This is a genomic window from Nostoc sp. UHCC 0252 (assembly GCF_034931145.1).
In the GTDB taxonomy this organism is placed as follows: domain Bacteria; phylum Cyanobacteriota; class Cyanobacteriia; order Cyanobacteriales; family Nostocaceae; genus Nostoc.
Genome location: NZ_JAYGHE010000008.1, coordinates 158,363 through 170,687, shown reverse-complemented (window position 1 = coordinate 170,687; position 12,325 = coordinate 158,363). Strand labels below are relative to the sequence as shown.

General features: G+C 40.3%; 9 protein-coding genes and 2 pseudogenes. 4 read left to right on the top strand and 7 right to left on the bottom strand.

What is annotated here, in order from left to right:
• Nucleotides 1-64 precede the first annotated feature (64 nt).
• The 4 genes and pseudogenes from VB732_RS08015 to VB732_RS08000 all read right to left on the bottom strand — a co-directional run.
• Nucleotides 65-966, bottom strand: a pseudogene (locus tag VB732_RS08015) (SulP family inorganic anion transporter); the annotation flags it as partial.
• Nucleotides 967-1,148: 182 nt separating this feature from the next.
• Nucleotides 1,149-2,012, bottom strand: coding sequence for a universal stress protein (locus tag VB732_RS08010; protein ID WP_323230273.1), 864 nt, complete (start codon nt 2,010-2,012; stop codon nt 1,149-1,151).
• Nucleotides 2,013-2,094: 82 nt separating this feature from the next.
• Nucleotides 2,095-3,486, bottom strand: a complete 1,392-nt coding sequence (locus VB732_RS08005; protein ID WP_323230277.1) for a SulP family inorganic anion transporter — start codon at nt 3,484-3,486, stop codon at nt 2,095-2,097.
• Nucleotides 3,487-4,944: 1,458 nt separating this feature from the next.
• Complete coding sequence (locus tag VB732_RS08000; protein WP_323230272.1) at nt 4,945-5,088, bottom strand: hypothetical protein; 144 nt, start codon at nt 5,086-5,088, stop codon at nt 4,945-4,947.
• On the opposite strand from VB732_RS08000, the gene VB732_RS07995 reads away from it, so the two are divergent.
• Complete coding sequence (locus tag VB732_RS07995; RefSeq protein ID WP_323230271.1) at nt 5,081-5,968, top strand: aromatic ring-hydroxylating dioxygenase subunit alpha; 888 nt, start codon at nt 5,081-5,083, stop codon at nt 5,966-5,968. The two genes, VB732_RS08000 and VB732_RS07995, sit on opposite strands and share 8 nt — an antisense overlap.
• Before the next feature lie 307 nt (nt 5,969-6,275).
• Nucleotides 6,276-7,322 (top strand): AI-2E family transporter, encoded by a 1,047-nt coding sequence (locus tag VB732_RS07990; RefSeq protein ID WP_323230270.1) that lies wholly within the window; start codon nt 6,276-6,278, stop codon nt 7,320-7,322.
• Between the two features lie 49 nt (nt 7,323-7,371).
• Here the strand turns inward: VB732_RS07990 and VB732_RS07985 are convergent, their stop codons facing one another.
• Nucleotides 7,372-8,391, bottom strand: coding sequence for a hypothetical protein (locus VB732_RS07985; protein WP_323230269.1), 1,020 nt, complete (start codon nt 8,389-8,391; stop codon nt 7,372-7,374).
• An 87-nt stretch (nt 8,392-8,478) separates the two neighbouring features.
• Here VB732_RS07985 and VB732_RS07980 point away from each other — a divergent pair, with 87 nt between their 5' ends.
• Nucleotides 8,479-9,048 carry a hypothetical protein gene (locus VB732_RS07980; protein ID WP_323230268.1) on the top strand — a complete coding sequence of 190 codons (570 nt, stop codon included), beginning with the start codon at nt 8,479-8,481 and terminating at the stop codon, nt 9,046-9,048.
• Here the strand turns inward: VB732_RS07980 and VB732_RS07975 are convergent.
• Nucleotides 9,045-9,209, bottom strand: a pseudogene (locus VB732_RS07975) (acyltransferase); the annotation flags it as partial. The gene VB732_RS07980 and the pseudogene VB732_RS07975 overlap by 4 nt on opposite strands.
• A 568-nt stretch (nt 9,210-9,777) precedes the next feature.
• On the opposite strand from VB732_RS07975, the gene VB732_RS07970 reads away from it, so the two are divergent.
• Nucleotides 9,778-9,996: a hypothetical protein gene (locus VB732_RS07970; RefSeq protein ID WP_094330884.1), complete on the top strand. Its 219-nt coding sequence runs from the start codon at nt 9,778-9,780 to the stop codon at nt 9,994-9,996.
• A 400-nt stretch (nt 9,997-10,396) separates the two neighbouring features.
• Here VB732_RS07970 and ftsH3 read toward each other — a convergent pair whose 3' ends face one another.
• Nucleotides 10,397-12,238: an ATP-dependent zinc metalloprotease FtsH3 gene (gene ftsH3, locus VB732_RS07965; RefSeq protein ID WP_190729958.1), complete on the bottom strand. Its 1,842-nt coding sequence runs from the start codon at nt 12,236-12,238 to the stop codon at nt 10,397-10,399.
• Nucleotides 12,239-12,325: the final 87 nt, after the last annotated feature.

Below are 12,325 nucleotides of genomic sequence, written 5' to 3'. Positions count from 1 at the left end.
CCTTAATCGACTTCTAAAACAAGAGAAATATTGTACAGATCAGGCACAGTGCCGTCGAAAATTTCAATCCATTGGCAACACCGAAAATCATTGGCCCACTGAGATGGAAGAGTAAAACTCGCCCGTTTGCTAAATCCAAAAGTTGCTTTTCTTCCTCAGTCAAGACAATTTGATCGTCAGCGTCAGTAATGGCTTTTACAGAATTGGATTGAAGTTGGTCAAGGCGCTCAATAGTCAAGATATTAGCAATAAATACCCCTACGGCGACAGCTATCATTAAACAGCTATCATTAAATCGACAAACACCGTGCGAACCTCAACACCACTAAAGGAAATTAGAGAAATTGCCGTACCGATGATTAAAGCGACCAGTTGCGGCGGAAAAACCTTTTTAAGTTTAGAAGGGTAAAAGAAAAGAATTGCTAAGGTAATTGCCCCTAAAAAAGTTTCCCAAGGATTGATATTAGTGATGAGAGTCGGTAAATTTTGGATAACACCAATGACACCACCTTTAGGAGTTTCTTGCCCTAAGAATGGTGATAATTGCATAAAAATCAAAATTACGCCGATTCCTGTCATAAATCCAGAAATCACGTTATAGGGCAACATCGTAATATACCGCCCTAATCGCAATACCCCAAAGATGATTTGAACTACTCCTGCCATCATGATGACGGTAAATGACATTGACAGACCATTTTCAGGATTATTCGCTGTAAGTCCGGTAATGACTGCGGTGACAATTACTGTCATCGGGCCTGTTGGTTCAGAAATCAGGCTGGGTGTACCACCAAATAAAGCAGCAAAAAATCCGACTAAGATTGCTCCCCATAACCCCGCAGAAGCACCCGCACCGGAGGCGATACCAAATGCTAATGCCATAGGTAAGGCAACTACCGCCGCCGTTAAGCCGCCAAGGATATCTCCTTGGACGTTACGGAAATGGATTTGATTGGTTATTTGCATGAAAGGTTTTCCTCTATTAAACAATTGCAATTAATTCATCTCAATTGAGTCAGAATCTATTTCTAGAACTCTATATATTCCCAAAAACAAGATATTTGATGTTTAAATCGCCTATTTAAGGGGGACTCAGGGAGATTAATGGAAACCTAAAGTCATCAAAAATCACTTTGATTAACAACCTATTAACGGAACAACAAGACAGGAATATTACTGCTTCTGAGGATTTGAACTGTCGTACTACCAATTACTAAATGACGAATGCGGCTATGTCCATACGCTCCCATCAGTAAAAGACTGATATTTTGCTCAGTAATATATTTATTAATATTCTCTTCTGCTTCACCTTCTCTAATGGTATAAATGATATTAAAACCTGCTGTTTCTAGAATTTGTCTAGCTTCATCAACTGTACTTTCTGCTCTGGAATATGTTTCATTTTTAGTTACTTTCAATAGATGTATTTCTAATTGTTGAAAGCACGAGGAGTTTACTAAAAATTGTAGTGTTTTCTTCCCTGTTAAACTGCCGTCATAAGCAACTAAAACTCTTTCAACAGGTTTATATTCACGCGGGGTCACTAAACATGTTTTTTTCGTGCTACGAACAATTCGCTCTACATTTGACCCTAAATGTCCCGATGCAAAATCTGCGGCTTCTCCGCGTTTACCTAAAACAATTAAGTCTGAATTTTCTTCAAATTCATGAAAACAATCTACTAAGAAGCCTGTTTTATTTTTGACGTTAAAACCTTCTACGCCTTCTTCTCTTAGGGTGGCATCTGCGTTTTGTAAAATCAATCTTGCTCTTTGATTGTTTAGCTTGGCTTTTTCATGTTCCAAATTTACTAATTCATTAAGCAATTTTTCGGAAGCATCAAGCCCAATACTACCACTTAAGTTTCCAGTGGATACTACTTTTTGGCTGCGAATATCAGTGACAAATAAAACATGAATTTGAGCATTAAATCGCAGAGCAAACCAAGCTCCATATCGATAAAGATTTTCCGCAAAAACTGAGCCATCGGTACAAAGTAAAATATTTTTCATTACGGTTTTAGCCCCTGATAATTAAAGGGTTGAAAGATAAAGGCTGACAAAACAAAACTCCTAAAGCCGAGAGGATCAGACTTTAAGAGGTAGTTAATTTATTCAGCAAGGTAGCACTAGCTTCATTCAATCCGATTAATTCTACTTCTGCGCCATTGCGGCGAAATTTTAATACTGCTCTATTGAGTACCTCGACTGCCCCTTGATCCCACAGGTGAGCATGAGTTAGATCAATGGTGACGCGCTCTACCAGTTCTGTAAAATCAAAAAACCCTAGAAACTCATCTCTTGATAAAAAGAAAATTTGTCCTGCTACTTTATAGATGCGATGCAAACCATCTTCGCTCAACACTTTATCTACAAATACCAACTGGGCAATTTTGCTAGAGAAAAATACGGTACTCATAACGATGCCTGTCACCACGCCAAGGGCAAAATTACGGGTGAAAATTGTCACAAACATCGTCGTTAACATAACGGCGGTTTCAGTGCGAGGGATGCGGGGAAGATTTTTTAAGGATGACCAGCGAAATGTACCGATTGATACCATAATCATCACGGCTACTAATGCCGCCATCGGCATAAGCTTGACCCAATCTTGCAAAAACAAAATGGCAAATAACAGGAAAACCCCGGCCGCAAGGGTTGATAGCCTTCCTCGTCCGCCAGACTGGACATTAATTACCGATTGGCCAATCATGCCACACCCAGCCATACCTCCAAAGAAGGCAGTAACGATATTAGCAATACCTTGTCCTTTGGCTTCTTGATTTTTATCGCTGGGGGTATCTGTGAGTTCATCAACTAGTGAAGCGGTTAAGAATGAAGCTAACAAACCAACGATCGCTAATGTCAAAGAATAAGGCAGAATAATCCTCAATGTATCGATATTTAGAGGCACTCGAGGCAAGGCGAAACTGGGTAGTGCAGTCGGTAATTCTCCCATATCCCCGACGGTGGGAACCTTAAGTTTGAGAGCGATCGCTGCGATCGTCATTACCGCCAGCGCCACCAAGGGAGAAGGAATTGCTTTAGTAAAACGAGGCAGAATATAAATAATCCCCAAGGAAAGGATAGTTAACACATATACAGTCGGTGGAACATTCGTCAGCTGCGGTAACTGTGCGAGAAAAATTAATACCGCCAATGCATTGATATAACCAATCATCACTGCTCTGGGTACAAATCTCATTTGGCGGCCTAGTTTTAGCACCCCAAACAAAACTTGAAAGGCCCCAGTTAAGAAGGTAGCAGCGAATAAATACTGCAAGCCATGATCTTTAACTAAATCAATCATCAATAGAGCCATCGCTCCTGTAGCGGCAGAAATTGACCCTGGTCTACCTCCTAAAAAGGCTGTCATGACTGCAATAATAAATGAGGCATACAGCCCAACTTTGGGATCAACCCCGGCAATGATCGAAAAGGCGATCGCTTCTGGAATCAAAGCCAATCCCACCACAGCTCCAGCCATAATATCTCGCTGAGTATTAAAAAACCACTCTCTCCTTAGAATTGTTCCGTTCAAGTTGCCTCCTAGCGTCTTCATCCAAATAAAATTCTTAGTGTGTAATTCACACTCAAAATAGCCCACTCGCCAATATGATTTTGTAATTAATAATCGTGATATCTTGGGGAAAATAGCTCTGCATCTACATAATTGCGCTCAGTGGTTGCTCTGTGCCTCCACTGATTGTTCGCCTTTCCTACGAGACATTTTACGAATAGCGTTCCCGCATAGTAGACAACTAAATTCTTAATTGGCGTGGTTGCTTATTCTCTTTTAATTGCGAATTAGTAATTATTTCATACTGATTGGAGAGTAAGACAGTATGCAAAACGCTTAATAGGTGAATAGCTCACACAAATTAGTAGCAGCTAAATCCCCAGGCTGAACTATAATTCGCGTATTTCCTGTACGAATAGTTGCAAATACTTTTAATTACTGCAATGCTCAGGCTGCACCTTAAGGCGGACAATCCCAACTATTTAAAGCTACCGAAGAGATCGTTACCTGTGACATTACCCGAACCTGCTTACTATTGAATAATTGGACGTTTATAATGTAACGCAAGCATATCATAGCGTCGTTACAATTTGCAATAAACTATAAAAGTAACGGCTCGATAAATCGGGGTAAAACTCTAAAATTCTGAAGACTGAATCTTCGATTTCAGTCGCTAGCTTGAAAATGGGGACTGGAGAGGAGAGATTTTTGTCTGTTCTGGTGTATGCAGTTCAGGAAAGCTACTTGCTTTAATAGCTGACAGCACTTAACCCTTACTCGTGATCTCGGAGTCCGCACCGTGGAAATCGCCTAATACATCTTGATTATTTGAATTTATAATTGCTGGAAGGTTATATTTTTATGCACATATTTATAAATATATGATAAACTTCCCTTGAGCCAAGTATGTTTTAGCCAAACATACTTGGTAGCGCCTGATAGTGATTAGAGTTAAGTAAGATGAAGTTTATAGCAAGAATCAGTCAAAGCAGTTTTCCACCTTAATATCTAAGGCTCTAAGGCGAAATACTTAACATTCCACCAAGTTTTATACTAACGGAAATGCTTTGCCTGTTAATTTAAGGCTATCGTATTCGTGTGGAACACATTGAATAGTCGTGTTTCTTTGATAGGTTAATATCTCCCGTTGTGCATCCTTTGAAGAAAATACATTCGTTTGCTTAGGATTGAGCCAAACAGCAGCGCGAATACATAGCATTGGCTTAAGCATATTTTATCTATACTTGCTAACTTTACCTCGCTTTTCTAGAAGCTGACATTGTTTTTTATAGCAATGAATGTGAGAGATAAAAAACCTAAAAAGCTTAAAAATAAGTACCTTCAGTCTCGGTATTTTCTCACAATTCAATTTGGGTTGCTATAGCATCCTCAAAGTAACCACTGAAAACAGATGTGTTTTATGTCTTAAGCAGTTTTTGCAACATATTTCTCCTGAACTACAAATGACAAATGACGCTCTCCACCAGTTAGATATAATTGCGCCGACTTACTTAAACTCACAAATTGCGATCGCACAATTGCTCTAACTCTAATTCTAAATATGGTCAAAACACCTTTGTTTTTAAGAAATACTTGGTATTATGCATTACCCAGTAAGCAGCTAAAATCTGAACAAATACTTTCAAAAACTCTCTTAAACGAGCTAATAGTTTTTAGTCGTGATCGCTCAGGCAAAGTCTTTGCTAAGGTAAATGAAACGAAAAGTTATCCAATACAAGAGGCGCAAGGAAATATTTGGATTTATATGTCAAATGATGAGACTTCCTTAATCTTAGAAGACATCCCACGAATCCCTGAATTTGCCAATCAAACTCACCAAGCTATTGAGTCCATCTGCTTTCCCTGTGATGTTGATCACGCCGTAGTCGGATTGATCGATCCTGCTCATATTGCTTTCGTTCACCAAGCGTGGTGGTGGCGTTCCCCTGAAACACTAAAGGAGGTAGTCAAAACCTTTGAACCATCTTTGTACGGCTTTACCATGCGAAAGCACCCACTAGAACAACAAACCTTGTTCTATCGCTTGATTGGACGCAATCCACAGATCGAAATCTCATTCCGTTTACCGGGAATTCGGATTGAGCGGGTGTCTACTGATAAACATATAGTCTGTAACTTAACAGCAATTACTCCCATTTCCGAAACTGAGACTGAGGAAACAACTATGTTTTATACAACTTTACCTTGGTTTCCTATTCTCCAGCCATTGTTGCTATGGTTTACGCGTAGTTTTCTCAATCAAGATCAAGAAATTTTGCTTAAACAACAAATCGGGTTGAAACATAATCCATCCTTAACTTTAGTTGGAGATGCTGATGCTCAAGCCCGTTGGTATTATAGATTAAAGGCAGAATTTGCTCGTTCTCAAATACAGGGACGTTTTTTTGTTAACCCAATTAAAGAAAAGACGCTTCGATGGCGTAGTTAGACGTAACAATCTAAGTAGGTAGGCGGGAATAAACCAATTCGCAATTCGCAATTCGCAATTAATTCAGCCACCCACAAGAGTTGGGGTTTTTACCTACCTTGAGAAACAAGGATTTTTTCGCCCCCAAGGGCGAGGTTTTAAACCTAACTTTTTCCGATAAACCAAACTATGTTAGCAAAAGTAAACACGCCTAAAATCTTTACCAATGACGAATGACAAGTGACGATCCTGACCAGTTAACTTTATTTACGCCCACCTACTTAAGTTTTCAATAACCATTGGTAATATTAAGTTAAATCTTTTGAACATGAATAATGTTAATATCAAAAAGCTCTGGGATCAATTAAATAATGCAAAACTGATTCGCTACGTATTACTCTTTGCACTTGGTTGGGGAATTGTCCAACTTTTGAATTATTTTGCGACAGTAATTGTTATCTTTATTTTTGCAGGTATTCTAGCATTTTTACTCAGTTATCCAGTCCGATGGTCAGAGCGTTTTTTACCACGTAGCATTGCAGTTATCATAGTTTTCTTACTCAGTCTACTTGTTGTGATAGGGTTGATAGCTACACTGGGTTTTGCAATTTTATCTCAAGGTCAAGAACTGGTTAATCAAGCGCCTAAATTCCTGGATTCTGTCATTGCTCTATTAGAAACATTACAAGGCTTTTTGACAAATTTGAATTTTCGAGTTGATTTTAAAGCAATAGAAGAGGAACTCCGAAACCAGATATTATCATCCATTGGTAGTGGTTTAGTCACTATTCAAGGTTTACTATTTAATTTTATAGATTTGATTTTGATAGCAGTTGTAGCTTTCTTTATGTTGCTAGATGGACAAAGAGTTTGGAATTTTATTTTAAAACTTTTTCCGCAAAACTTTCGTGGCAAACTAACGGTAGCAATTCAACAAAACTTTTTAGGCTTCTTTTGGGGTCGTTTATTGTTATCTTTGTTTTTTGGAATTTCAGTATTTATTATCTTCATTATTTTACAATTACCTTATGCCTTATTTTTGGCAGCGATCGCCGCTATATTTGATTTAATTCCTGGCATCGGGGCCACAATTGGAATTACTCTAGTTTCTCTAATTGTTTTACCTCAAGGAATTTTGGTCAGTCTCAAAGTATTAATTGGTTGTGTCCTTCTCCAGCAAGTAGAAGAAAATTTACTCATGCCGCGCATTATGCAAGGCTCAATTAACATGAATCCAGTTTTTATGTTCTTTGCTTTATTAGTAGGAGCCAAGGTTGCAGGATTGGTGGGAGTTTTCTTATCAATTCCCTTGGCAGGAGTGTTAATTAGTTTGTTTGAGATTGAAGAGATGCAGGGAGGGGAGCAGAAAAGATGAGGGAAGGCAAAGACACGGGTATGCAAAGATAAAGAGCAGGGAAGGCCAATTACTGGCTATTGACTTTTGATGAAGACCAAATGGGTAGCTGATTTACTTTTTGCATCATTAATTCTACGTATGTTGTACCATCATTTTGGGCAACCTCTTTACCAAAATAGCTTTCATCTCCCTGATGTTCATGGGGGCCGCTACTGTAAACTGTATAGCGATTTTCACGACGAGCGCGATTATAGGGAGAACCTATAGTCCATCGCCATCGGGACGGAAAAACAATTCCGCCAATGTTTTCAATCCAATCTTGCTCTCCCCGAAAATGGTAAACGTGCTTTGCGACATCAAAGCCTTCATTCCCATCAAATACACCTCCGAAGGAAACCACACTAATTTCCACTGGCAGCCATTTGTCTAAATAGGGAGCTGCACCTAAAGCCACCTGAGCGCCGCCACTTGTACCCATTAAAATTAGCTGAATTGGTTCTTCTGGAGATGTGGGAATTGGTTGCTGTTTCTCCATTTGCTCTACAATTGTCAGAGCGATCGCTTGGTTGTAGATAGGCCCGTAGCGGTTATCGGCGGAAACAGCCATTCTCCAGACATTACGTGCTTCTAGTATACGTTCGGTTAATTTTAACCAGCCTTCTGCATTCTCGCTAACTTTCCATAGGAATTCAAACACCTGTTGTCCACCAATGTTCTGATTGGCCGCAGAGTAAGGAAAAACACTGCGTACAGTTAAACATTGTGGTTGGTCTTGCTCTAAACGATCTAAAAATGCTCCTTCTCTAGAAGATACCTCATTTTTTTCGGCCCCTACTCCTGGTAAGAAAACAATATAGCAGCGACTTCCGTTAGAGGTAACATGAGAATTGGTATCTTCTCCATCAATTTGGTTAGCGAACTCTCGGCTTCTTCTTTCTAACTTTTCCGACCCCCTGTCTAACCACCATACAATAGTTCCTACAGGAGCAAAAGTCCCCCAAATTAGTAATAGAAATCCAGTAAATCCAAATAGCTTGAGTCCCCCATTTCGCATCCACAAGAGAAGTTTCGCCAAAAAATTATTCATCCAAGTTGTATTGGTTAAGTTGTCATCTACGGATTACTTTTAACTGACAATATTGTAGTAAGTCACCAATCTGGAGGAAGATTTGCTGTGAGTAACCGAGCATCAACCAATAGGATAAAAAAAGTGCTATGGGATGTATTTATTTTGAAGGGAAATTTTGATGAAGATAGTTGCAGAATCCCCAACGCAGTAAAAACCGCTCAAGTGATTGTAATTTTGGCAGCGATCGCCCATGCTTCAGGCAGTGTGATTATTCCATTACTGGCTCAGGTGACATTATCACTGCTAATTTTTATATTTGTAATCAACGCTTTAAGTGTAATAGCAGGTTACTATTTTTGGACATTTACCATTTGGAAAATCGGACAGCAATTGCGATTATCTATCCCTACCTATAGAGAACTGTTGATTCCGATTGGCTTTGCTCATACTCCCCAAATATTCAACTTTTTTACAGTAATTCCGCTTTTGGGAAGACCGATTGAAATTGGACTATCAATCTGGAGTTTGTTAGCAGTAATTGTAGCTTTAAAAGGTTGGTTAAATATCAAATTGGTCAGGGCAATTTTAATTTCTTTAAGTGGTTGGCTAATTGTACAGATTGCCATTGGAGTAATTCAAATTACACTCCAACGGCTGATAATTGAGACTAGTTAGATGAGTGCATCTTTCACCTTGCGCTTCTTCAAGAAATTCGACATAAATGGTCGCTCAAAGAATAAGTAAAACCAATAAGCAATGATGAGTGACGGGACTGTGCCTAGTAAATAGGATGCAGCAGCAAACATATCTGGTGAGATTGGCAGGTAAAAGTTAAACTAATTTGATTATCATTTTCATTTAGATTGGTTTAAGTAGGGCTTGCTGATTGACAAATGCACTCTACTTTGACCCACGGATGGTTATTGCAAAATTCGTTCCCAGTGTCGGCTTGGAGGTGCAGTTATACTACTAGCGATCGCGCTATATTTGGCAAAGCGTTTGTTACCTGTTGCAGTCATTGCCCTTGTAGCTCTAATTTCTGCTATCCAAGTTGTTCAAGACAAGATTTGTATCAAAGTCGTCCTACTACCCGCTTCGTTGACCCGGAAGTTTAATTTAGGAACTTCCAAAAAATAAATTTTCCAAAATTATTTGTAAATTTATAGGGGCGCACAGCTAGCTGTGCGCCCCTACTCAATGCATAACCACCTATCAGAGGTGACAGAACCAAAGGAAGAATGTCAAGATTAGGAGATGTACCTTTGGGTAGTGAAGTCAAGTAGGTGAAATATTTATTAATATTATTAATAGGGAACGCAAATTTAATGTCAGAAGTAAGAAAAATTCTTAATGGCAAGTATTTCGGATCAATCATCAAATTTCTCACCAACGGGACAGAAGCTCATGAAAGACCAAAAACCATCAGACTCTAAAGAATTCGTCGGAAATCTCAAGAATGGGATTTGGCTGTTTGGACTGTCATCCTGGGTATTCGGCATTACCGATCGCAGTATTGCTTCATTTGCGGATGGCTATTTATCGGCTTTAGATTTGACGCAACTATTCACGGCGGCTACATTCTTTGTGGCGTGGCTATTTTTGAAACCGACATCTAGGGTTTAAGTTCAGCGACTGATTGAGTATTGAGTTACTCTTAACGTTACTTATGTCAAAATTCGGAAAGTTAGGGTATCGTCATCGGGCAGTTCCTTAGAGGAGGGCAAGCATGGTGGATTGTACTCTAACATGATGAATTGGGTAATTTTAGCTAGATTGCATCTTTTTTCTTTTTAAATCAGAGTTCTAGCTTTTTTGATTTGGGTGTATCTAAAAATTTTTCTAATTTTCCGGAACTGATTATGTTCAAGTGGTAGTCTCTATCAGATAAGCGATTTATACTGAAACTCTATAACGAAACCTTCGGGGTATATAACCCCAAATTAAAAGCCCGGTCATTAAGACCGGGCTTTTATTGATACTTAGGAGTTAGGAATTGATTCTTAACTCCTAACTACTCCTTAAATTAGGCAAAGGCAGCAGTTGTCACATCGTTATTCGACAGAATTTCTTGCAACTCTTCAGCGTCTACCGTTTCTTTGTCAACCAACATTTGGGCTATCTGATCTAAAATGTGGCGGTTGCCCACTAACACTTCTTTAGCGCGTGTATAGGCTACATCCACAAGTTTGCGGACTTCTTCATCAATAGCGGCGGCGGTTTCTTCAGAGAAATCACGCTCTGACATGATATCCCGTCCCAGGAACATATTACCTTGCTGACGACCAAGGGCGACTGGGCCTAAGCGATCGCTCATCCCAAATCGGGTAATCATCTGACGGGCAACCCGTGCTACTTGTTGGAGGTCATTAGAAGCACCAGTGGTAACTTCTTCTTCACCAAAGATTAATTCTTCAGCAATCCGACCACCCAAAGCCACAGCCATCTGATTTTCCAGATAAGCGCGGCTGTATAAACCTGTGTCCATCCGGTCTTCGCTGGGGGTAAACCAAGTTAAACCACCCGCGCGACCACGAGGAATGATGCTAATCTTTTGTACTGGGTCATAGTCTGGCATTAAAGCACCAACTAAGGCGTGACCAGCTTCGTGATATGCTACCAAGGTTTTGCGCTTTTCGCTCATTACTCGGTCTTTCTTCTCTGGCCCAGCTAACACGCGATCAATCGCATCGTTGATTTCATCCATTGAAATCTCAGTCAAATTCCGGCGTGCTGCCAGAATTGCGGCTTCATTCAACAGGTTAGATAAATCTGCGCCAGTAAATCCAGGGGTACGACGGGCGATTTTATCCAAGTCCACATCTTTCGCCAAGGTTTTGCCACGGGCGTGAACCTTAAGAATTTCGCTGCGTCCGGCGTAGTCGGGACGGTCTACTACAACTTGACGGTCAAAGCGACCAGGACGCAATAGTGCTGCATCTAAGACATCAGGACGGTTGGTAGCGGCAATAATGATGATGCCAGTATTACCTTCAAAGCCGTCCATTTCTGTCAGCAACTGGTTGAGGGTTTGTTCCCGCTCATCGTTACCACCACCCAAACCTGCACCCCGTTGACGACCTACTGCGTCAATTTCATCGATGAAGACGATACAAGGAGCATTGGTCTTAGCTTGTTCAAATAAATCGCGGACGCGGGATGCACCCACACCGACGAACATTTCTACAAATTCCGAACCGGAGATTGAGAAGAAAGGTACACCAGCTTCACCAGCTACGGCACGAGCTAGGAGGGTTTTACCTGTACCTGGAGGGCCAACTAATAGTACACCTTTAGGAATTTTTGCACCAACGGCGGTAAAGCGATCGGCGTTTTTCAGAAAGTCTACAACTTCGTTTAATTCCAATTTGGCTTGGTCAATACCAGCTACATCGCCAAATGTCACCTGAGTTTGTGGTTCCATTTGCACTCTGGCCTTGGATTTGCCAAAGTTCATCGCTTGGCTGCCTGGGCCACTTTGAGCGCGACGTAGCAAGAAGAATAAGCCAACCAAAAGCAATACAGGGAAAAATAAGCTGCTCAGTGCCTTAAACCAAAATCCTTCGTCGGTTTGGGGCAATACAGAAATATCAACGCCTTTAGAAGTCAAAGTATTGATCAGGTCTGGATCGTTGACTAAAGTAACAATCCGTTTAGCCGGGTCATATTTGGGTGTAACCAGTGCTGTAGAACGGTCTGCACTCAAACTGACTTTTTCTACTCTGCCTTGTTGAACTTCTTGAATGAAGCGACTATATCGCCATGTCTCTCTACTTTGAGGTTGTTTGTCAAAAAATGCTGTTCCCAGCGCAATGACGACAATAAACAGCAGCGCATACAGCCCTGCATTTCTCCATCTTTTATTCACTAAGGTCTATCCTCCGGTATTTTTCGCGCGGTCGCCTAGCGTCTCTGATCGCAAAGGTGATTATTAAGAATTATGTTAACTTATCTT